Source organism: Lacibacter sp. H407 (assembly GCF_037892605.1).
Classification (GTDB): Bacteria; Bacteroidota; Bacteroidia; order Chitinophagales; family Chitinophagaceae; genus Lacibacter.
Genome location: NZ_JBBKTU010000001.1, coordinates 1,015,100 through 1,036,699 on the forward strand (window position 1 = coordinate 1,015,100; position 21,600 = coordinate 1,036,699).

Here is a 21,600-nt window from a genome sequence, read left to right on the forward strand (position 1 = left end):
AAGATTTGATGTTTGGAAGTATACAGAAAGCACCGCTCTTTCTTTAAAGGAGAAAGTGAAGGAGATAGAGGTCAGAATAAAGAAGTTTAATTCATATAAACAATAACCACTCAAATACGATAACATGCCGGATAATTATGAGTTTGATGCCATTGTAATTGGCTCAGGAATCAGCGGAGGTTGGGCCGCTAAAGAATTGACCGAAAAAGGTTTGAAAACGATCATGCTGGAGCGTGGCCGGAATATTGAACACATCAAAGATTATGTGAACGCTACAAAAGAGCCGTGGGATCTTCCACATCGTGGCAACCGAACGCAGCAGATGATCAAAGATTATCCTGTGTTGAAGCGTGATTACCCACTCAATGAAATGGTGCTGGATTATTGGGTGAAGGATAAAGAGTGCCCCTACGTTGAAGAGAAACGGTTCGATTGGTTTCGTGGATATCATGTAGGTGGCCGTTCCATTATGTGGGGCCGCCAGAGTTACCGTTTCAATAAATGGGATTTCGAAGCCAATGCAAAAGAAGGCATTGCTGTTGACTGGCCTATCCGTTACGATGACGTAGCACCCTGGTACAGCTATGCAGAACGTTTTGCTGGTATTCAGGGAAGCAAAGATGGTCTGGAAGTATTGCCCGATGGTGATTTTATGCCGGCCATGGAATTGAACTGTGTAGAAAAAGATGTAAAGAAGCGACTTACAGAACATTATAAAGGCATGCGCCATTTGGTGATTGGCCGCAGTGCAAATATTACGCAGCCACATCATAACCGCACCAATTGCCAGTACCGTGACCGTTGCTGGAGAGGTTGTCCGTTTGGTGCTTACTTCAGCACACAATCGGCTACATTACCTGCGGCAATGGCAACAGGCAACCTTACGTTGCGTCCGTTCTCCATTGTTACAAAAATTGTGTACAATAAGGATACAAAAAAAGCAACCGGTGTTGAAATACTGGATGCAGAAACAAATCAAACCTATGTGTACAAAGCGAAGATCGTTTTCGTTTGTGCATCAGCGTTAAACTCTGCATGGGTATTGATGAACTCAGCAACCGATGTGTGGGAAGGCGGCTTGGGCAGCAGCAGTGGCGAGTTAGGTCATAATGTAATGGATCATCATTTTCGTGCAGGTGCCAACGGTGCTGTAGAAGGCTTTAGCGATAAGTATGAGTACGGACGGAGACCAACAGGTATTTACATTCCACGCTTCCGCAACATTTATGATGATAAGCGTGATTACCTGCGTGGCTTTGGTTACCAGGGAGGTGCAGGCCGTGGAAGAGGAATTGATGTGGCTGAGTTAACGATCGGTGCCGGCTTGAAAGAAGCATTAAGTGTACCAAGTGAAAACTGGAATATGGGTATTACCGGTTTTGGTGAAATGCTCCCTTACCATGAGAATAAGATCACACTGGATAAAGATGTAAAAGATAAATGGGGATTGCCGGTATTGAAGTTTGATGTAGAAATTAAAGAGAATGAAAAGAAGATGCGGGTGGATATGATGAACGATGCGAAGGAAATGCTGGAAGCAGCAGGTGTAAAGAATGTACAAACCTACGATGCAGGATATGCACCGGGCATGGGTATTCATGAAATGGGTACTGCACGTATGGGTCGTGATCCAAAAACATCGGTATTGAATGGTAACAACCAGATCTGGGATGCAAAAAATGTGTTTGTAACCGATGGTGCATGCATGACTTCGGCATCATGTGTAAATCCTTCGTTAACGTATATGGCGCTAACAGCACGTGCTGCTGATTTTGCTGTAAAAGAATTAAAGAAAGGAAATCTGTAATCAACAAGTAAGCATTACCTCATGGCAGAAAATACATTCGATGCAATTGTAATTGGCTCGGGGATCAGCGGTGGCTGGGCAGCAAAAGAACTTTGTGAAAAAGGTTTGAAGGTGCTGATGCTGGAACGTGGTGCCGAGCACAAGCACATTGAAGATTACAAAACTGCCAACAAAATGCCTTGGGAATTTGAACACCGTGGTAAAACAACCCAACAACAAAAGGAAGATTATCCGGTGGTGCATCGTGGATGGGCAGCCAATGAGCGGGTAATGGATGCGTGGGCGAATGAAAAAGATTCACCCTATACAGAAGTTAAACCGTTTACGTGGTGGCGCAGTTACCGCATGGGTGGCCGTTCTGTTTTATGGGGCCGGCACAGTTACCGCTGGAGTGAATTGGATTTTGAAGCCAATGCAAAAGATGGGTTTGGTGTTGATTGGCCCATCCGTTATAAAGACATTGCTCCCTGGTACGATCATGTTGAACGGTTTGCAGGCATCAGCGGATCACTCGAAAGCTTGCCTTATTTACCCGATGGACAATTTCTTCCCCCTGTTCCATTGAATATTGTAGAGAAAGATGTAGCTGCAAAACTCAAACAGTTTTATAAAGGTCAACGACATTTGATCAACAGTCGTGTTGCCAATATTACCGTACCGCACAATGAACGCACTAATTGCCAGTTTCGAAACCGTTGCTGGGAAGGTTGTCCGTTCGGTGGTTATTTCAGTACGCAATCTTCTACGTTGCCTGCTGCAATGAAAACGAATAATCTTACAGTTAGGCCATTATCGTACGCAACAAAAATTCTTTATAACAAAGACACAAAAAAAGCAACCGGTGTTGAAGTGCTCGATACAATGGATAACAAAACGTATGAGTACAAAGCAAAAATTGTTTTCGTTTGTGCGTCGGCGTTAAACTCAACTTGGTTACTGTTCAATTCAGCAACAGATATATGGCCTGGTGGGTTAGGAAGCAGCAGCGGTGAGCTAGGTCATAACGTGATGGATCATCATTACAACCTCGGAGCTTCCGGTGATATAGATGGGTATGAAAACCTTACAGAATATGGTCGCCGTCCGGCAGGTTTTTATATCAGTCGATTTGCAAATATTCCCGGCGATAACAAGCAACGGAATTTTGTGAGAGGTTATGGTTACCAGGGTAGTGCCAGCCGGCAGGGATGGAGCAGAACAATTGCTGAAATGAATATCGGTGCCTCACTAAAAGAAGCGTTGAGCGAACCCGGTGGCTGGAGACTTGGTGCAACAGGTTTTGGTGAAGTGCTTCCCTATCATGAAAATAAAATTTCATTGGACAAAACTGTAAAAGATAAATGGGGGTTACCGGTTCTTTCCATGGATGCTGAAATGAAAGAGAATGAATTGAACATGCGCAAGGATATTAAAGATGAAATGGTGGCTATGCTGGAAGCCGTGGGTGTAAAAAATATTACAACCTACGATTCCGGACATGCATTGGGGCATGGCATTCATGAAATGGGAACTGCCCGTATGGGGCGTGATCCAAAGACATCGGTACTGAATGGTAACAATCAGGTATGGGATGCAACAAATGTGTTTGTTACAGATGGTGCATGTATGACCAGTTCATCGTGTGTAAACCCATCGTTAACATATATGGCATTAACTGCAAGGGCCGCAGCATTTGCCGTAAGCGAATTGAAAAAAGGAAATCTTTAAGCAACTTATAAATCAACAATTATGGATCGCAGAGAGCTTTTAAAAAACATAGCACTCCTTACTGGTGCTGCAGTTATTGGTGGTGAACTGTTTTTGAGCGGTTGCAAAACCGGACCAAAAGCAGCAGCAGAATTTTCGCCCACTACTATTTCACTGTTAGATGAAATTGGTGAAACCATCATTCCGGCTACCACAACTCCCGGTGCGAAAGCGGCACAGATCGGTGAGTTTATGAAAGTAATGGTAACCGATTGTTATACACAACGCCAGCAGGATGCATTTATGAGCGGCATCAACCAAGTAGATGAAGCTTGCAAAAAAATGCACAGCAAATCGTTCATGGAATGTACGCCTGAGCAACGCCACGCTTTATTGGTAAGTCTTGAAAAAGAAGCCAAAGAATTCAATCAAAAGCGGAACGAAACCGATAAGCCGCTGCGTGAAGAACATAAAAAGAAGAATGACGCATTGCCCTGGAAGGATCAAACAGAATTTGAAGGATCACCGAGTCATTATTATACCATGATGAAGCAATTAACATTAACAGGCTTCTTTACTTCCAAAACAGGTATGACGGAAACATTACGTCATGTTCCTGTGCCGGGTAAATTTGATGGTGAGTTTCCTTATGCGAAGGGTGATAAAGCATGGGCGGAGTAACATGAGCACTTCACATCCCATACTCTCGTCTTATAAAAAATAAATCCGTTAGACGGAATAAAATTTAAATAACATGGCTTACAACCGCAGATCATTTTTAAAAACATCCGCTGCTGCCACAGCAGGTATTTCATTAGCAGGTCTTCCTTTGTTTTCCTGCGCAGGTAAAGTAACAGCCGATACAAAAAAATATGGCCTCCAGCTATATACTGTACGTAACGATGTAGCAAAAAATCTTGCCGGCACATTGGATTATGTAGCAAAAGCAGGCTATTCGCAAATTGAATTATATGGTTTTGATGGGAACACATTCTTTGGAAAATCACCCAAAGAATTCAAAGCAATGTTTGATGGATTGAAACTCACATCGCCCAGTGGTCACTACAATTTCGGTGGGGTTTTACAGAGTGGCAATCTTGATTTCTGGAAAAAAGTATTGGAAGCTGCCAACATTATGGGTAATGAATATGCGACTGTTCCGTGGTTAGATGCCAATCAACGTGGTGCTGATACACTTCCCAAATTAGTGGAGCTGGTAAATAAAGCAGCTGAACTTACTAAAGCGGCAGGTATGAAGTTGGCCTACCACAATCATGATTTTGAATTTAAGAAAATGGATAGCGGTAAAACATTCCTGCAAACATTGCTGGATGGAACTGATCCATCGATGGTTGACTTCGAATTGGATATTTACTGGTCGAGTTTCATGAATGAAAATGCAGTGGAGTGGTTTAATAAATATCCCGGCCGTTTTACCATGTGGCATGTAAAAGATCTCACTACCAATAAAGAAGGCAAAAAAGAAAGTACACAAGTGGGTGATGGTGTGATTGACTTTGCCAGCATTTTTAAACATAAAAAACACGCCGGTTTAAAATATGCCTTTGTAGAACAGGAAGCCTACACAATGCCCGAGGAAGAATGTATTAAGAAAAGCATTGCTTACATGAAAAAACAAAACTGGGGAAACGGTTAAGTTTTTTCGATCAACAATACAAAGCACAGGCCTTCCGCCTGTGCTTTTTTATTGCGGTCTGATTCGTGAAAATTCGTACCCACCGTGGTTTCAATTTTAGTTACATTCAACCTATGAAACAACTACTTCTACTTCCCCTGCTGCTGTTTGCATTGACAGTGTTTGCACAAAAAACCGATGAGCAACAAATACATTCCATACTTGAAGCACAAACCAAACATTGGAACAATGGCGATCTGGAACAATTCATGAAAGGCTACTGGAACAACGATTCATTGATGTTCATTGGTAAAAGCGGTATTACGTATGGCTACAAGAATACACTGGAAAATTATAAGAAAGGCTATCCAAGCAAGGATGCAATGGGCACACTCACGTTTCCATTCTTTCAGCTAAAACGTATTTCTGCAGATGCGTATTTTGTGATCGGGCAATGGCACTTGGCAAGACCCAAAGAAGGAGATGTTGGCGGACATTATACCTTGCTGTTCCGAAAAATAAACGGGGAATGGGTAATTGTGGCCGACCACAGCAGTTAGTTCCATCAATCCTGTTGTATCTTCAACAACAGTTCACAAAAAATAAATCATATGTTTCTCATCATTCTCGGAATCATCATTGTTGTTGTTGGTTTCTCTGTTGCAAAAGCCGACAGCCCCGTTCAGCGATATGGTAAATTGATCCGTTCGCTTGGTTTTGTAGTGATTGTAATCGGAATGCTTACTGCCTGCGTTGTACAGATCGATGCTGGCCAGGTTGGCGTACAAAAACTGTTTGGTAAAGTACAGAACCGAACACTTCAGAGTGGGCTAAATGTCGTAAATCCGTTGGTAGAAGTTGTGAAAATGGATATCAAAACATTGAATTATACCATGAGTGGTATGCACGATGAAGGAACTGCTCGCAGCGACGATGCCATTCGTGTTCTAACTGCCGATGGATTGGAAGTAACCATCGATCTTTCGGTTTTGTATCGTGTAATTCCTGCTGAAGCACCACGATTAATTGCCGAAACAGGTGAAGATTATGAAGATAAAATTGTTCGTCCGCTTACAAGAACACGTATTCGTGACAACGCTGTTTATTACGATGCCATTGCACTTTACTCAACCAAGCGGGACGAATTTCAACTACGCATTTTCAAAACCATTGAAGATGATTTTAAGAAACGTGGTTTATTTCTGGAGAATCTGCTTGTACGAAACATTACTTTACCTGCCAGTGTAAAAGCAACCATAGAACAAAAGATCAATGCCGAACAGGATGCACAGAAAATGCAGTTTGTATTACAGAAAGAAAAACAGGAAGCTGAACGGAAACGTGTAGAAGCGCAAGGTATTGCTGATTACCAACGCATCATCAGCGAAAGTTTAACCGACCGGCAATTGCAATATGAAAGTATTAAAGCTCAACTGGAATTAAGTAAATCACAAAACGCCAAGATCATTATTATGGGCAAAGGAAATACACCGGTTATATTGAATGCGGATAAGTAAAGGCCTCTTAGGAATTTTTCATCAATTTATTCAATATATCATTTAGTTTTCATATAAGAATAGGACACCTAAGTAAACATTAATATACCTTAAGGAGAAGTTTATAAATGACCGGGAAAACTTCTATTAAAAATGATACAAATCAACAAAATAAGGCTCAAAGAGTCTCCTTTCCATATTTTTCTTGTTCCTGTATTTTTTATTCTGAGTAAATATGTGCAATATCAAGGTCTATCGGGTACTGAAGTAGCAATAGTTGTTGGCTTACAACTTACTTTAGCAATAGTTTTTTCTTGGGGCCTACTTTATCTTGTCACCCGGAATGCCACAAAATCAGCGCTAATAATTTCTTTTTGTGCCCTATTGTTTCTTTTTTTTGGAGACATTCGTGTGTACTTAAAGGACTCCTTGATTCTAAACCTTTTCTCCAAATACAAATTTCTATTGCCAACATTAATATTTATCTTCTTTCTTTTTCTAAAGGCAATTAAGTCCGATAAAATGACAAGGCGTACTAATATTTTTTTCAGCTTCTTGTTGCTTGTTTTTACCAGTATTGAAATAATAAAGGTCTTTCAATTAAGGTATCAGTTGAAACTAGAAAACCCCGCTACTGAACTCAAGTTTCATGACACCATAAAACAAGATCTTCCAGATATATATTTCTTGGTGCCAGATTGTTATCCTTCATCGTCCTACCAAAAAGAAATTCTTGAAGTTGACAACAATTCTTTTGATGATTCACTTAGAAACTTAGGCTTTCTGGTTCTTAATCAAAGTAAAAGCAACTATAATCGGACAGCCTTTTCAATGTTATCAACATTTAACATGTCATACCCGAAGATCGCCGATACCTCTCGGGCTTCTGGCCCAAGAGAATATATGCTCGCACTTAAACAAATTAGCAAAGCACGATTATTACAATATTTAAAAAAAGCAAACTACGAGTTTATCAACTTATCAATTTTTGATCTTGCGGATACAAAGGCATTACGAAAGCAAAAGTTTTTAAGTACTACGCCAAGAGAAATGTTTCTTAGCCATACATTCTGGAATTATTTCAGTCGTGATATTTACTATGCCTGGTTTTTTAAAAAGGCAAACTATAAACAAAACTTGAATAGGCAAACCAATGAATCGTTAAAACAATACAACCACAAAATTATTGATACACTTCTACATAATAATTTTTCGAGTAACAAGCACCCTGTTTTTACATATGCCCATTTAAACTTACCACACTTCCCCTACTTTTATGACGAAAATGGAAAAGCCTATCCACCAGACAGTATCTATAACGAAGATATGATAGTTAACAAAAAAAGATTTGCAGGTTATATTAGATATACAAACAAGCAATTGTTACAAATAATCAATTCAATTAAAAGTAAGACAAATAATGAAGCTGTAATTATTTTGCAAAGTGATCATGGCTTATCTGATATAAATACCTCCAGAAAGCTTGATGCATTTCGAAATTATTCTGCTTTTTATTTCCCAGATGGAGATTATTCAATGCTATATGATAGCATGAGTAATGTAAATAGTTTCAGGATTATAATTAATAAATATATGAATCAATCGCTCCCTTTGATTCCCGACCAAACATTTTACATTGGCATACGATGAAGTACTTAAATATAAATTACTATCCTTTAAAATTTTATTGATTCTGAAAAACGTGGTTTGTTTCTGGAGAATCTGCTTGTACGAAACATCACTTTACCGGCGAGCGTAAAAGCAACCATTGAACAAAAGATCAATGCCGAACAGGACGCACAGAAAATGCAGTTTGTATTGCAGAAAGAAAAACAGGAAGCTGAACGGAAGCGTGTAGAAGCGCAAGGTATTGCTGATTACCAACGCATCATCAGCGAAAGTTTAACCGACCGGCAGTTGCAATATGAAAGTATTAAAGCCCAATTGGAATTAAGTAAATCACAAAACGCCAAGATTATTATTATGGGCAAAGGAAATACACCGGTTATATTGAATGCGGATAAGTAAACATTACAACTTCCCTTTCCACAACCGATAATAGAAATAGATCAACCCGGAAAGCGAAGCAAGAAAAACAATGTAATAAATAATATTACCAAGGCGGGGTGTTCCTTGAAAGAAGCCCCAGTTGAGATACAAACCAAAAGTCATGTGGAGCAGCATAAACAAAATACCCACCGAAACCGTTTGAACGATCCGTTTTAAAAACTCCTGGGCTTCCGGTTCCATACCACTCATAGCAAGTAAATTTTAAGGAAAGTTACGAACATAAAAAATGCTGTTGCACCAGTGTACAACAGCATTTGTATGATTTTGTTTTATTAAAGCGTAAAGCGGATAGCAAAACCTCCCCAGTTACCATTAAATCCATTGCGTGTACCGCTACCCAATTCAAAACTTGGCTGCCAGTCGAGAGCCAGGTTCAATGGAAGATTGTTGAATTTATAGTCGATACCTACCACACCATCAATACCTACTGCTGTAATGCCTTTGTACAAACCAACGTGGGCACCCGGTCCAACATACCATTTCAACGAGCCTTCTGAACTGAGGTTGCCATGTATTTCATACAAACCGGTGATACGTGTTCCATAGCGATCGAAGAAACCGATAAATTCAAGTGCATTACGATCACTGATAAATGTTTTCAACGACACGCCGCCACCGGCCCACAACTTCACCCCAATTGCTGTTTTATACTCCGGACTGTTCGTGGTTCTGTTTTGTGCCATCAAAGAATTGAACGAAAAAACAACGAACAATAACAATACTATTCTTTTCATCTGCTTCATTTTAGTTTACTATCTGTAATTTATCAAGACGCAATTTGTATAGCCGATGTTGCAAAAGTAATTATTTCAGCAGCAGTTTTTCAAATTCGGTACTATCCCCGTTAAATACATTGAAATCAACTTTACCGGCAATCCCGTTTACCCGTCCGCTTTCACTATGTTGCCAGAAATGCCAGTTACGTTCAATACGTGGTGCCAGCGGTCGCAGGTAATGCGCCACCCATAGCGGATAGTCATCAAACTCTCCTTTGAGATTCTGTTTGTAAAAATCTGCATTGGTATAAATGATCGGCTTTACACCATACGCAAGTTCAGCAGCATACAAAAAAGCCTTTACTCGTTGCTGTAAGGTTGCTTTGTTGGTGCCGTTTTTTTGTTCCACATCCAACACAGGAGGCAGATCGCCGGGAGATAGTTTTACTGTAGAAATAAAATTCCGTGCCTGTTGTGTACCATCTTTTGATGCAATGAAGAAATGATAGGCCCCTCTTGTCATACCTGCCTCTTTCGCCTTTCGCCAGTTACGTTTGAAATACTGATCGGTGTTATTCGTTCCCTCGGTTGCTTTCATAAATGCAAACTGTATCTGTACGCCTTCTACATTCATTGCCTTTACTGTATCCCAGTTGATCACCTGTTGGTACTTGCTTACATCAATTCCGTGCAAACTGTATCGGGTAGGAATGGCAATACCAAACTCACGGTAACGGATCATGCCTGCCTGCTTTTCAAGCCACCAGTTGCGGCCATATAGAAATGCACCGGTTGCAAACACAACAGCAAGGATGATAACAGGGAGATAGCGAACCGATTTCTTTTTACGACGGGCCATAAACGGTTGCAAATCTAATTTCAGCAAGCGTGATTTACCTGAATGTGGACAGATTTAATTTTATTTTAGCTTACACAACTTATGGAGCAACATTTCATCTCATGGCAGAATGCAACGATTTCTTATCTAAAAGGAGGGAAAGGGAAAAAGACATTACTGTGCCTTCATGGATTTGGTGAAGAAGCTGCTACATTTTCGTTTCTTGAAAAACATTTTACAGAAGATTTTACGATCTATGCAATTGATCTCCCCTGGCATGGAAAAACGGATTGGAACAACCAACTCACTTTTCCGGTAAAAAATCTCATCGATCTTCTTTCAAATTTGATACCTGATTATGAACATCAAAAGCTGCATTTACTTTGTTACAGCATGGGTGGACGAATTGGATTGAGTTTACTTCAGCACATTCCACATAAAATTGAAAAAACAGTATTACTAGCTCCGGATGGACTACAAATGAACGGTTGGTATTGGCTGGCCACACAAACATCCCTTGGAAATAAACTTTTTCGTGTAACGATGAATAACCCGAAATGGTTTGGTTCAATGACCGATTGGTTAAACCAACGTAAATGGATCAACAGCAGTGTGGCAAAATATGTACATCATTACATCGATGATCAAAAGGTAAGAGATGATCTGTACCGTATCTGGACAACCATGCGGAAGTTTCGTCCCAGTCTACATCAAATCAAAACATCTCTCCAGCAACATCATACTCCTGTTCATCTTGTTTTTGGCGAATACGACCGTATCATTCTTGCCAAATATGGTTACCGGTTTCAACAGGGAGCAGTCGATCTCATTCACGTACATGTGGTCTCATCCGGTCATCAGCTACTTCGGGAAAAACATGCAGCATTGATTATTTCTTTACTGGCTGCTGAATGATTATTTTGCAGCCATGCTCTGGTTGTTGCTTTCACTTCTATTACTTATCCCTTATGCAATGTTGCTCCTGCTTTACCGTTACTGGTGGAACAAACAAGCTCCGTTGCAGGTACCGGGAACATTTCAGCCAACTACCAGCTTCAGCATTTTGATCCCCGCAAGAAACGAAGAGCAAAATATCAACGCCTGTCTGAGATCAATACAGCAACTGAATTATCCAACTCAGTTATTTGAAGTAATTGTGATCGATGATTTTAGTGATGATGCTACTGTTGCAACTGTAAAACAATTTAGCAACGTAAAAGTGATTGAGTTAAAAGCAATCCTGAACGAAAAGATCAATTCTTATAAAAAGAAAGCGATCGAAGTTGGGGTTAAACAGGCAACAGGTAATTACATTGTAACAACAGATGCTGATTGCACTGTGCCAAAAAACTGGCTGCATAACTTTGCATTCATTATTCAACAGCAACCAACAGTATTTGTAGCTGCACCGGTTGCCATGAAAGAAGAAAGCTCGGCTATCAAACTATTTCAATCGCTTGACTTTTTAACATTGCAGGGAATAACTGCTGCTGCTGTTGGTGCGGGTTTTCACAGCATGTGTAATGGTGCCAATCTTTGTTACAGCAAGGCAGCATTTCATCAAGTGGATGGGTTTAAAAATGTTGATCATATTGCCAGCGGTGATGATATGCTGTTGATGCATAAACTATACAGCAGGTTCCCCACGCAAGTGCAGTATTGCAAAGCAGCAGACAGTATTGTTCTCACCAACCCTGTTGAAACAGTGGGGGAATTTTTCCGGCAGCGGATTCGCTGGGCCAGCAAAGCCGATCAATATGATGATAACCGCATCTTTTGGGTATTGCTGCTTGTGTATCTGCTCAATGTATTTTTTGTTGTGCTGTTTGTTGCTGCATTTTTCAACAGTAGTTTGTGGATGTTATTTGCAGGAAGTTTATTTTTCAAAATATTGGTTGAATTAATTTTTCTATTGCCTGTGGCAACTTTTTTTCAAAAAGAAAAGCTGTTGCTTTGGTTTCCATTGGCCCAACCCTTTCATATTTTCTATACGGTGATTGCAGGATGGCTTGGTAAGTTTGGCAGTTATGAATGGAAGGGGAGAAAGGTAAAGTAAACCCCTCCGCCTTTAAAAAAAGGACTCTTGGCAGAAAGAGTAAATGCTATATCGTTTTGATATTATTAGTTAGCTTCATTTTTTAAATATAATACTCCCCTTTAGGGGATGGGGGCATGACAACAACTGATTACTCATTCACAAAAATTTTCTGGAAAAAACTCCGCCGCAACAAAGGCGCCGTGTTTGGTCTTTGTATTATTATCCTTGCTTTGCTAACGGCTGTGTTTGCCTATGTAATTGCCCCCGATGCAACACCTGATGCAAACCGTATTATTGTAGAGATCGCTGCAAAAAAACCCGGCTATCAGCAACAGTTCATCAAACTTGACAAAGAGCAACAAACAACTTCTTCTTTCTTCAACGAATTTCTTTTTGGGAAAGATGATCGCTATCAATACATCCCCATTACATCGTACAAACAAACAGGCAACCGGTACGATGTGGAGAAATTTGTAGATGAAGGCATAACAGAGCCGTTGAGTTTTACTTTCAAGAACAAACTTTCGAGCCGTATCGTTACAAAAACATTTTGGTTAGGTACCGATAAATTCGGCAGGGATATTCTCAGTCGTTTAATTGTTGGTGTACGCATCAGTTTAAGTGTCGGACTCATTGCAGTTGCCATCTCTCTTACAGTTGGAATTTTTCTCGGCGCTGTTGCCGGTTACTTTCGTGGCTGGATAGACGAAGCTATTCTCTGGCTCATCAATGTGGTGTGGAGTATTCCAACCTTACTGTTGGTATTTGCTATTACACTTGCACTGGGCAAAGGTTTTTGGCAAGTGTTCCTTGCCGTTGGTTTAACGCTTTGGGTGAATGTTGCAAGGCTTGTTCGTGGACAGGTACTCAGCCTGCGTGAACTCAATTATATCGAAGCTACCAAAGCCATGGGTTTTTCAAATGCACGTACCATCTTCAAGCATATTCTTCCAAATGTAATGGGCCCCGTGATCGTTATTGCCGCCAGTAATTTCGCCAGTGCCATTGTCATTGAAGCCGGTTTGAGTTTTCTGGGCGTTGGAGTTCAACCGCCGCAACCGAGCTGGGGACTCATGATCAAAGAAAATTACAACTTCATCATCACCAATAATCCCATGTTGGCCATTGCGCCGGGTATTGCTATTATGCTGCTGGTACTTGCCTTTAATTTGCTGGGCAACGGATTGCGGGATGTGCTGGATGTAAGGAATTAAATTATCATTCCGGGAAACGAGGAATCTGCCAGCGTTTATAAGTAGTTCAACAGATCTCTCTTCGTTAAGATGACAGCCATATCGCTTTTTCCCAACATCAACCGTTTGCGAAAAACACCGATAAGAAACTTATTTTATCTTCATAACGATTGCTGCCGCCGTGCAGTTGTGTAATTGATCAACCAACCATTTCTACCACTGCATGTCTATTCCCAAACCCCATTTAAGTTTTTGGCAGATCATCAATATGAATGTTGGTTTCTTCGGCATTCAATACAGTTTTGGTTTACAGCAAAGCGCTGTCAATCCTATTTATGACATGCTGGGTGCAAGTCCAGACGAAATTCCGTTTCTGAATTTAGCTGGACCTATGACGGGCTTGTTGGTACAGCCCATTATTGGAGCCTTAAGTGATAAAACATGGCATCCACGTTTCGGTCGTCGTAAACCTTACTTTTTTGTTGGTGCCTTGCTCTGCAGCATTGCCTTATTCTTTTATCCATTCAGCAGCAGCTTATGGATGGCGGCGGGTTTGTTATGGATATTAGATGCAGGAAACAATACCGCTATGGAACCGTACCGTGCATTTATTGCCGACAAATTAAATCCATCGCAACAGCCAACCGGTTTTCAATCGCAAAGTTTTTTTACGGGGCTTGGACAAACACTGGCCAACGTTTCGCTCTTTATTTTTCCATTGATCTTTATTGGTAAAACAGGGAAGCTTCCTACCTGGGTATTTGCATCGTTCTTTTTAGGTGCTGTTTGTTCCATTGGATCTATCTGGTGGAGTATGCGTACCACTCCTGAAATTCCACCAACAGATGAAGAGTTGAAAAAAATGAAAGCAGAACCGTTGAGTATTTTTTCTCCGTTCATTGAAATTGCTCATGCCATTAAAGATATGCCGAAAGTTATGTGGCAATTGGCATTGGTGTATTTGTTTCAATGGTATGCGTTGTTTTGTTATTGGCAAAACTCATCGAAGAGTATTGCACAATCAGTTTGGAAAACATCACCAGCTGAAAATCCTGATCTGTATGAAAAAGCAGTGAGCTGGACGGGCTTAGTGAATGGTTGGTATAATATCGTTACGTTCTTATGTGCCTTTGGATTGGTTTGGTTTGCCAAACGCTATTCACCAAAGCTTGTGCACTTTAGTTGTTTAGTATTAGCAGGCATTGGGTTTCTTGCATTCCCACATATTGAAAACAAGTATTTGTTATTCCCCGCTATTACCGGCTTTGGTATTGGCTGGGCAAGCATGATGGGCATTCCGTATTTAATGGTGGTGAGTAATATTCCCAAAGAACGGTATGGTGTGTACATGGGTATTATTAATATGATGATCGTAATACCAATGATCATTCAGAATCTTTCCTTCGGCTATATTTTAAAAAACTTTTTAAACAACGATCCCGGTAAAGCCATCACATTTGCAGGTGTTTTTTTATTGATCGCCGCTTCAGCAACGCTGTTGATCAAAACAAAAAAACCAGCCGATGAAGTAATGACCTTGGGTGGTGGAGGCGGACATTAAATTGATTGATATGAAACGGTTCAGTTATTACATATTGTTCCTTTTACCAGCGTTTGGGTTTGTTTCGTGCAAATCAAAAACAACTACACAAACAGATGAGCAGGTCGATCGTAAGTGGTGGAAAGAAGCAGTGGTGTATCAGATCTATCCCCGCAGTTTTAAAGACAGTGATGGTGATGGCATTGGTGATCTTAAAGGAATTCTTTCAAAACTGGATTACATTAAAAGTCTTGGGGTAGATGCGGTATGGCTCAACCCGATCTATACATCGCCGAATGACGATAACGGGTATGATGTAAGCGACTACCGCAACATCATGAAAGATTTTGGAACCATGGAAGATTTTGATGCATTGTTGAAAGGAATGCATGAGCGGAAGATCAAACTGGTGATGGATATTGTAGTGAACCACAGCAGCGATGAACATGAATGGTTCAAACAAAGCCGCAGCAGCAGAGATAATCCGTATCGTAATTATTATCATTGGTGGAATGCAGAAAAAGGAAAACCTCCTTACCGTTACAGTTTGTTTGATGTAAATCATGACGCATGGAAATATGATTCACTCACCAATGCGTATTACCTCCATTACTTTTCACAAAAGCAACCTGATCTGAAATGGGAAAACCCAAAACTCCGCCAGGAAATTTATGACATGATGAAATTCTGGGCAGAGAAAGGGGTAGATGGTTTCAGGTTAGATGCATTTCAATTTGCTGCAAAAGACACAACATACCCTGCATTCCCTGATGGATTTGAAAAAAACTTTGTGCAGTATTATGCAATGGGTCCAAACCTGCATAGCTATTTAAAAGAGATGCATACAGAAGTGTTCAGCAAGTATGATGTAATGAGTGTGGCCGAAGGGGCCGGTAATACATTTGCAGATGCACATGATCTTGTTGATGCCGACCGTAACGAATTAAACATGGCATATGCATTCGAAGCTATTGATATTGCAAAGCCTGAAGGATACAGTGTGTTGCATTTGAAAAATGTTTTCAGCAAATGGGATAGCGCCTTTGCCGAAAAAGGATGGCTGTCCATTGTGCTGGCCAATCACGACCAGGCAAGATTGGTAAGTCGCTTTGGAAACGATCAACCTGCATACAGAGAACTGTCTTCCAAAATGCTCACTACTTTTCTTTTAAGCATGCGTGGTACGCCTTACTATTATTATGGTGATGAATTAGGCATGACGAATGCAGGCTTCGATAAAATAGAAGACTACAAGGATATGCCAACGCTGAATGAATACCAGCATCAGATCAATATTGGTGGGGATTTAAAAAAGTATATGGAGCTGATCAAATTCAGTTGTCGTGATAATGGACGAACAGGGATGCAATGGGATACAACAGCCAATGCTGGTTTTACAACCGGAACACCGTGGTTGAAAACAAATAAAAATTATACAACGATCAATGTAGCAGCGCAGGAAAAAGATGAAAACAGTTGTTTGAACTATTTCAGAAAGATGGTGCAACTGCGAAAAGATAATGAAGTGCTGGTGTATGGAAAGTTTACATCAATCGATAAAAACAATCCCGATGTATTTGCTTATACAAGAGAATTAAACGGGAAGAAATTGCTCGTTTTGCTCAACTTCAGGAATAAAGATGCTTCTGTAAATACAGGTATTGATGTAAGCAAAGCCAAACTGCTGATTGGTAATTACAACTCTGCACCGGTTTCAAATAGCCTTCGACCTTACGAAGCCCTCATTTATGAATTATAAACTATGCGTAAAATTCTTTGTATAGGTGAAGCGTTGATCGATATGATCTGCTCAGACAAAGGGAAGCCTTTATCTGCAGGAGAGCATTTTCTAAAGAAGCCAGGGGGTGCCCCTACAAATGTAGCAGCAGCCATTGCTGCATTAGGTGGCGATGTTGATCTGGCAGCCAAAGTAGGCATTGATCCGTTCGGCACATTCCTGATCGATGAAATGAAAAGCTTTGTAGTGAATACAAAATATATGCTGCAGGATAAAAACAGCTTTACCACATTTGCTTTTGTATCGCTGATGGAAAATGGTGAACGTGATTTTTATTTTAATCGTGGTGCCGATGCAGTATTGACCAAAGAAGAAGTGGATGCCATTGATTTGTCGGTCTATTCCATTGTTCACTTTGGCTCGGCCACCGCTTTTTTACCGGGACCATTGCAACAGGCATATATTAGTTTGTTAAGTCGTGCTTTGGATAACAACTGCATGGTAAGTTTTGATCCGAATTACCGGCAACTGTTGTTTGCTGATAATATTCCATCGTTCAGTATTCAGTCCTGGCATTTTTTACGGAGCTGCCAATTCTTTAAAGTAAGCGATGAAGAAGCGTTCATGCTCACCAATACAACAACTGTAAAGGAAGCGGCTGATTATTTCTTACAAAATACAACATCCGTATTTGCTATTACGCTTGGAAAAGAAGGAACATTACTTGGCCATAATGGAACAACTCATCTGATCGAAAGTATTCCTGTTCAACCGGTAGATACTACTGGCGCAGGTGATGCATTTGTTGGAGCCGTGTTGTATCAGCTACGTAATTATTCAATGAGTGAGATCAATGAGCTTACCGTTGATCAATGGAAGCAGATCATTATCAATGGAAACAAAGCAGGTGCACGCACCTGTGAGTACATGGGTGCCATGGAAGCGTTCCGTCATTTAAGCAACGATATTTTTAAATAAGCACGTATGTATCACTTCGGTTTACACGAACATATCAATGCAATTCTGAAAGAGTACAACATCGATGTAGCTGTTGCAGATAATTCATTTTATACACGCTTTCTTGCAAATACCACTTCTCTTTTTGAATTATACATGCAGTTGTATGAACATCACCCTGCTGCAGAACAATTATTTGATGATGTAATAACAACCATCATCAAAGCATACAAGCAACGAAGTGCGGTATTAAAACAACGGGATATTACAAAGCTGGAACAGGAGTATTGGTTTCTCAGTAATAAGATCAACGGCATGAGTTTGTATGTTGATCGTTTTTGCGGCAACCTGCAAAACATGCAAACCAAACTTGATTACTTTGAAGAGCTTGGTGTTAATTTTCTTCACCTGATGCCTGTATTTGAAAGCCCGGCTAATGAGAGCGACGGTGGTTATGCCGTTTCCAATTTCAGGAAAGTAGATCAACGTTTTGGCTCACTTGAAGATCTGTTACACTTGCAGGAAGAAATGCGGAAACGCAATATGTACCTGATGATCGATATTGTGCTAAACCATACATCGCACAAACATGAATGGGCACTAAAAGCAAAAGCCGGAGAAAAAAAATACCAAGACTATTTTTATTTCTACCACGACAGAAGTTTACCCGACCAATACGATAAAACGATGCCGGAGATCTTTCCTGAAAGTTCACCCGGCAGTTTCACCTATATTGAAGAATGTAACAAATGGGTAATGACGGTGTTTCATAACTACCAATGGGATCTCAATTATACAAACCCCGTTGTGTTCATTGAAATGCTGGATACCATTTTCTTCTATGCAAACCTTGGTGTAGATATTCTGCGTATTGATGCGCCGGCTTTTATCTGGAAACAACTTGGTACAACCTGTCAGAATTTACCACAGGCACATACACTTTTACGATTGATCAAACAATGTGTACAGGTAGCAACACCGGGAATGGCGTTGCTCGGTGAAGCGATCGTAGCTCCAAAAGAGATCATGAAATATTTTGGTACCGGACAATATACAGCACGTGAATGTGATTTTGCCTACAACGCCACACATATGGCATTGCAATGGGATATGCTGGCAACAGGCGATACCAAAGTAATGCTGGCTGCACAACATGAACTGCTTCAAAAACCATACGGCACTTCCTGGATCACCTACACCCGTTGCCATGATGATATTGGTTTAGGTTATGATGACATGATGATCGAGCAGGCAGGATATAACTCCTATGCACATCGTAAATATCTGAAAGAATATTATGCAGGTGCTCATAAAAGTTCGCCTGCAATTGGTGCATTGTTTTCCAGCAATCCAAAAACCGGCGATGCCCGCATCAGTGGATCATTGGCTTCGCTTTGCGGATTGGAAAAAGCATTGAATGAAAATGATCAAACAGCTATTGATCTTTCCATCCAGAAAATTTTACTAATGCAGGCGCATAGTTTTTTCTTAGGTGGTGTGCCGATGTTGTTTTATGGAGATGAAGTTGGCTATACCAATGACTATTCCTATTTGCAGGACGAAGGAAAAAGCTATGATAACAGATGGATGCATCGGCCGTTGATCGACTGGAAGAAGAATAAACGTAAAGACAAAGAAGGGACTGTAGAACAACTGATTTTCAATTCTACCAAACGACTGCTTTCTATTCGCAAACAACTGCCTGCTGTTGTTGATCACAGCAATCTTGTTTGGTTAACACCACACAATGTACATGTTGCCGGGTATTTGCGGCAGAAAGATGCACAACGACTATTCTGTGTTTTCAATTTTAGTAATCAAACAGCGTTTCTTACCTGGTATGCATTTAAAGAAAAAGGAAATCCACCTGTTTCATTGTACGATCATTGGAGTGAGACTACATTTGAAGTTGGAGCAGATCATGAATTTTTTGTGTTGCCGCCTTATGGGTTTGCGTTGCTGGAGGGGTGATGATTGGATTTTTTCCGCCTAAATATTTACAGTTAAATGTTTAGAGATCCCTCCTTCGTCGGGATGACGACACTCTGAGTTTTATACGGTTTTCATTTTATTAAACTCTCCAACGTCATGTCGAGGAACGAGACATCTCTACCAAATCAAACTGCTGCTTTTTGAAGCATGCTTGTGAAATGATCCACACTTATAAAACCAATTGGATTACGCTTAACTTCTACATATATTTTACTATTCATCTTATACAGTTGTAATCTACCCTTAAAAATTCGTGCTTCATTCAATTTTAGAAATTGTTCTATCTTGTTTAGTGCTTCAATTCTGCAAACAAACTCACTCTTGTTGTCATAAACAATGAACCGCAGTTTACGTTTGTAAGGTTCAACTGCAAAAGAAAGTTTATTATCAAGCTGAAGTCTATCCATACTTTTTCATCAAAGCTAATAAAACTCCATTCGTCCAGCCAAAGCCATCTTGTCCTGTATATTCGCCACCGCCAGCTTCCAAATGTGTGTCAACCACATTGTATTTTTCCATGAGTTTGCCGGTACGTTTATACACATCTGTATTCAGTTGTATCCATCGCTTTGCAATTGTGGTTGCCAGTGTATGATAACCATAATTTTCTAACCCGATAATACTCATCCATTGCAAGGGAGCCCAGCCATTGGGTGCATCCCATTGCTGACCTGTAACATAAGGCGTGGCAACGAGTCCGCCATCTTTTAAAAATTCAGCTTCCAGTACTGCAGCCATTGCATGGGCCTGTTCATCGGTTGCTATTTTGAAAAATAATGCGGCCGCTCCTGCGAGTGTTTTTTGTTGCTTTGGTTGTTGATTCATAAAATCATAATCTGTATAAAAATTCGCTGCAGCATTCCAGCAGTATTGATGGATAGCCTGCTTCCTGCTTACAGCAACCGCATCGTATTTTGCTGCAATTGCTTCGTTGCCTTTTATTCGCCACGCATCGGCTATTGTACATTCCAGATGGTATAACAAACAATTCAAATCAACCGGAATAATTTCAGTGGTATGAATGGTTCCAAAATCAGTTTGGTCTTTGAACCAGCGACAGCTATAATCCCAACCCGATTCTGCACCTGCACGCAAATGTGCATAGAGTTGTGATGGTTGCTGCGAACTGTTATGCATCAGTTCCACATCTGCATGAAATGATTCAGGCCTTGCTGTTTCAAATGCATCACAGTAGCGGTTCAATATTGCGCCGTCATTCATACGTACCACATGCTTCGATGCAATTCTTGTTGCAGAAAGCAGATCAGCATCCTTCATCCAAAAATGATATTCCTGCTCCATTGCATCGAGATAGGTAACAAGCACTTCTTTTCCTTTCCAATCCATCATCAACTTTACCATCAACGAATAGAACGGAGGTTGTGAACGACCGAGATAGTACGTCCTGTTACCATTAGGTATAAAACCAATTGTTTGAATGAGATGTGTAAAATTATTGACCATGTGTTCCACCATCTCCTGCATCCCCGATTCTTTTAAACCAAGCATGGTAAAATAACTATCCCAGTAATACACTTCACCAAAACGCCCACCCGGTACAATGTATGGATTTGGTAATGGGATCAATGAACCTTTCTTTTCATCGGGCATACGGGTAAGTACCGGCCATAACGATTGAATATGTGCTGCCACATCCTGACTTTCATCTGTATGATAATCGCCGGCAAATACATGGGGCAACTCAAAATGTGCAGTTACAAATTCTTTCAAATCAAAATTGGCTGTTGTCTTTTGTTCATTATACTGTTGAAGGATCAAGTCGATTGATTCTTTCGGAATACAATCAACAAATGTTTTTCCATCTGTAAAAATGCGTTGCATCTGTACATCTTCAAACAAAGGACTCAGTTCAAATAATTCTTTCTGCTTCAC

Annotated in this window: 20 protein-coding genes; 15 read left to right on the top strand and 5 right to left on the bottom strand. The window is 40.5% G+C overall.

Going from position 1 to position 21,600, the window contains the following annotated elements:
- Positions 1 to 124: 124 nt before the first annotated feature.
- The 8 genes from WG989_RS04450 to WG989_RS04485 all read left to right on the top strand — a co-directional run bounded on the left by WG989_RS04450 (position 125) and on the right by WG989_RS04485 (position 8,653).
- Complete coding sequence (locus tag WG989_RS04450; RefSeq protein WP_340427634.1) at positions 125 to 1,807, top strand: GMC oxidoreductase; 1,683 nt, start codon at positions 125 to 127, stop codon at positions 1,805 to 1,807.
- Between the two features lie 21 nt (positions 1,808 to 1,828).
- The gene (locus WG989_RS04455) at positions 1,829 to 3,514 is read left to right on the top strand and encodes a GMC oxidoreductase (protein ID WP_340427635.1); all 1,686 of its coding nucleotides are present in this window, start codon (positions 1,829 to 1,831) and stop codon (positions 3,512 to 3,514) included.
- A gap of 21 nt (positions 3,515 to 3,535) precedes the next feature.
- Positions 3,536 to 4,174: a gluconate 2-dehydrogenase subunit 3 family protein gene (locus WG989_RS04460; RefSeq protein ID WP_340427636.1), complete on the top strand. Its 639-nt coding sequence runs from the start codon at positions 3,536 to 3,538 to the stop codon at positions 4,172 to 4,174.
- 73 nt (positions 4,175 to 4,247) lie between these two features.
- On the top strand, positions 4,248 to 5,150 hold the full coding sequence (locus tag WG989_RS04465) for a TIM barrel protein (RefSeq protein ID WP_340427637.1): 903 nt from the start codon (positions 4,248 to 4,250) through the stop codon (positions 5,148 to 5,150).
- 113 nt (positions 5,151 to 5,263) lie between these two features.
- A complete protein-coding gene (locus WG989_RS04470; protein ID WP_340427638.1) occupies positions 5,264 to 5,689 on the top strand; it encodes a YybH family protein in 426 nt (141 codons plus the stop codon).
- Positions 5,690 to 5,740: 51 nt separating this feature from the next.
- Positions 5,741 to 6,646, top strand: coding sequence for a prohibitin family protein (locus WG989_RS04475; RefSeq protein ID WP_340427639.1), 906 nt, complete (start codon positions 5,741 to 5,743; stop codon positions 6,644 to 6,646).
- Between the two features lie 132 nt (positions 6,647 to 6,778).
- Positions 6,779 to 8,275: a sulfatase-like hydrolase/transferase gene (locus tag WG989_RS04480; RefSeq protein WP_340427640.1), complete on the top strand. Its 1,497-nt coding sequence runs from the start codon at positions 6,779 to 6,781 to the stop codon at positions 8,273 to 8,275.
- A 57-nt stretch (positions 8,276 to 8,332) separates the two neighbouring features.
- Entirely contained in the window at positions 8,333 to 8,653 is a 321-nt protein-coding gene (locus WG989_RS04485; protein ID WP_340427641.1) for an SPFH domain-containing protein, read from the top strand.
- A 3-nt stretch (positions 8,654 to 8,656) separates the two neighbouring features.
- On the opposite strand, the gene WG989_RS04490 is transcribed toward WG989_RS04485, so the two are convergent.
- The 3 genes from WG989_RS04490 to WG989_RS04500 all read right to left on the bottom strand — a co-directional run bounded on the left by WG989_RS04490 (position 8,657) and on the right by WG989_RS04500 (position 10,297).
- The gene (locus WG989_RS04490) at positions 8,657 to 8,884 is read right to left on the bottom strand and encodes a hypothetical protein (protein WP_340427643.1); all 228 of its coding nucleotides are present in this window, start codon (positions 8,882 to 8,884) and stop codon (positions 8,657 to 8,659) included.
- An 83-nt stretch (positions 8,885 to 8,967) separates the two neighbouring features.
- Positions 8,968 to 9,429: a hypothetical protein gene (locus WG989_RS04495; protein ID WP_340427644.1), complete on the bottom strand. Its 462-nt coding sequence runs from the start codon at positions 9,427 to 9,429 to the stop codon at positions 8,968 to 8,970.
- A 70-nt stretch (positions 9,430 to 9,499) separates the two neighbouring features.
- The gene (locus WG989_RS04500; RefSeq protein WP_340427645.1) at positions 9,500 to 10,297 is read right to left on the bottom strand and encodes a glycoside hydrolase family 25 protein; all 798 of its coding nucleotides are present in this window, start codon (positions 10,295 to 10,297) and stop codon (positions 9,500 to 9,502) included.
- A 54-nt stretch (positions 10,298 to 10,351) separates the two neighbouring features.
- Between WG989_RS04500 and WG989_RS04505 the strand changes: the two genes are divergently transcribed.
- From WG989_RS04505 to WG989_RS04535, 7 genes are all read left to right on the top strand, one after another.
- Positions 10,352 to 11,164, top strand: coding sequence for an alpha/beta fold hydrolase (locus WG989_RS04505; protein ID WP_340427646.1), 813 nt, complete (start codon positions 10,352 to 10,354; stop codon positions 11,162 to 11,164).
- Positions 11,165 to 11,222: 58 nt separating this feature from the next.
- Positions 11,223 to 12,305 carry a glycosyltransferase gene (locus tag WG989_RS04510; protein ID WP_340427647.1) on the top strand — a complete coding sequence of 361 codons (1,083 nt, stop codon included), beginning with the start codon at positions 11,223 to 11,225 and terminating at the stop codon, positions 12,303 to 12,305.
- Between the two features lie 116 nt (positions 12,306 to 12,421).
- Positions 12,422 to 13,501 carry an ABC transporter permease gene (locus WG989_RS04515; protein ID WP_340427648.1) on the top strand — a complete coding sequence of 360 codons (1,080 nt, stop codon included), beginning with the start codon at positions 12,422 to 12,424 and terminating at the stop codon, positions 13,499 to 13,501.
- 202 nt (positions 13,502 to 13,703) lie between these two features.
- Positions 13,704 to 15,041 (top strand): MFS transporter, encoded by a 1,338-nt coding sequence (locus tag WG989_RS04520; protein ID WP_340427649.1) that lies wholly within the window; start codon positions 13,704 to 13,706, stop codon positions 15,039 to 15,041.
- Between the two features lie 10 nt (positions 15,042 to 15,051).
- The gene (locus WG989_RS04525) at positions 15,052 to 16,779 is read left to right on the top strand and encodes a glycoside hydrolase family 13 protein (RefSeq protein ID WP_340427650.1); all 1,728 of its coding nucleotides are present in this window, start codon (positions 15,052 to 15,054) and stop codon (positions 16,777 to 16,779) included.
- Between the two features lie 3 nt (positions 16,780 to 16,782).
- On the top strand, positions 16,783 to 17,736 hold the full coding sequence (locus WG989_RS04530; RefSeq protein ID WP_340427651.1) for a carbohydrate kinase family protein: 954 nt from the start codon (positions 16,783 to 16,785) through the stop codon (positions 17,734 to 17,736).
- Positions 17,737 to 17,742: 6 nt separating this feature from the next.
- On the top strand, positions 17,743 to 19,686 hold the full coding sequence (locus WG989_RS04535) for an alpha-amylase family glycosyl hydrolase (protein ID WP_340427652.1): 1,944 nt from the start codon (positions 17,743 to 17,745) through the stop codon (positions 19,684 to 19,686).
- 146 nt (positions 19,687 to 19,832) lie between these two features.
- On the opposite strand, the gene WG989_RS04540 is transcribed toward WG989_RS04535, so the two are convergent.
- Together WG989_RS04540 and treF are read right to left on the bottom strand one after the other, a co-directional pair.
- Positions 19,833 to 20,114, bottom strand: a complete 282-nt coding sequence (locus WG989_RS04540; RefSeq protein ID WP_340427654.1) for a hypothetical protein — start codon at positions 20,112 to 20,114, stop codon at positions 19,833 to 19,835.
- The gene (gene treF, locus WG989_RS04545) at positions 20,107 to 21,600 is read right to left on the bottom strand and encodes an alpha,alpha-trehalase TreF (protein WP_340431693.1); all 1,494 of its coding nucleotides are present in this window, start codon (positions 21,598 to 21,600) and stop codon (positions 20,107 to 20,109) included. The genes WG989_RS04540 and treF overlap by 8 nt, the downstream gene beginning before the upstream one ends.

Coding starts and splice junctions, on each gene's coding strand:
- WG989_RS04495 (WP_340427644.1), bottom strand. CDS start 9,429: ATGAAAAGAATAGTATTGTTATTGTTCGTTGTTTTTTCGTTCAATTCT.
- WG989_RS04450 (WP_340427634.1), top strand. CDS start 125: ATGCCGGATAATTATGAGTTTGATGCCATTGTAATTGGCTCAGGAATC.
- WG989_RS04475 (WP_340427639.1), top strand. CDS start 5,741: ATGTTTCTCATCATTCTCGGAATCATCATTGTTGTTGTTGGTTTCTCT.
- WG989_RS04535 (WP_340427652.1), top strand. CDS start 17,743: ATGTATCACTTCGGTTTACACGAACATATCAATGCAATTCTGAAAGAG.
- WG989_RS04455 (WP_340427635.1), top strand. CDS start 1,829: ATGGCAGAAAATACATTCGATGCAATTGTAATTGGCTCGGGGATCAGC.
- WG989_RS04460 (WP_340427636.1), top strand. CDS start 3,536: ATGGATCGCAGAGAGCTTTTAAAAAACATAGCACTCCTTACTGGTGCT.
- WG989_RS04510 (WP_340427647.1), top strand. CDS start 11,223: ATGTTGCTCCTGCTTTACCGTTACTGGTGGAACAAACAAGCTCCGTTG.
- WG989_RS04465 (WP_340427637.1), top strand. CDS start 4,248: ATGGCTTACAACCGCAGATCATTTTTAAAAACATCCGCTGCTGCCACA.
- WG989_RS04515 (WP_340427648.1), top strand. CDS start 12,422: ATGACAACAACTGATTACTCATTCACAAAAATTTTCTGGAAAAAACTC.
- WG989_RS04540 (WP_340427654.1), bottom strand. CDS start 20,114: ATGGATAGACTTCAGCTTGATAATAAACTTTCTTTTGCAGTTGAACCT.
- WG989_RS04525 (WP_340427650.1), top strand. CDS start 15,052: ATGAAACGGTTCAGTTATTACATATTGTTCCTTTTACCAGCGTTTGGG.
- WG989_RS04480 (WP_340427640.1), top strand. CDS start 6,779: ATGATACAAATCAACAAAATAAGGCTCAAAGAGTCTCCTTTCCATATT.
- WG989_RS04490 (WP_340427643.1), bottom strand. CDS start 8,884: ATGAGTGGTATGGAACCGGAAGCCCAGGAGTTTTTAAAACGGATCGTT.
- WG989_RS04530 (WP_340427651.1), top strand. CDS start 16,783: ATGCGTAAAATTCTTTGTATAGGTGAAGCGTTGATCGATATGATCTGC.
- WG989_RS04520 (WP_340427649.1), top strand. CDS start 13,704: ATGTCTATTCCCAAACCCCATTTAAGTTTTTGGCAGATCATCAATATG.
- WG989_RS04470 (WP_340427638.1), top strand. CDS start 5,264: ATGAAACAACTACTTCTACTTCCCCTGCTGCTGTTTGCATTGACAGTG.
- WG989_RS04505 (WP_340427646.1), top strand. CDS start 10,352: ATGGAGCAACATTTCATCTCATGGCAGAATGCAACGATTTCTTATCTA.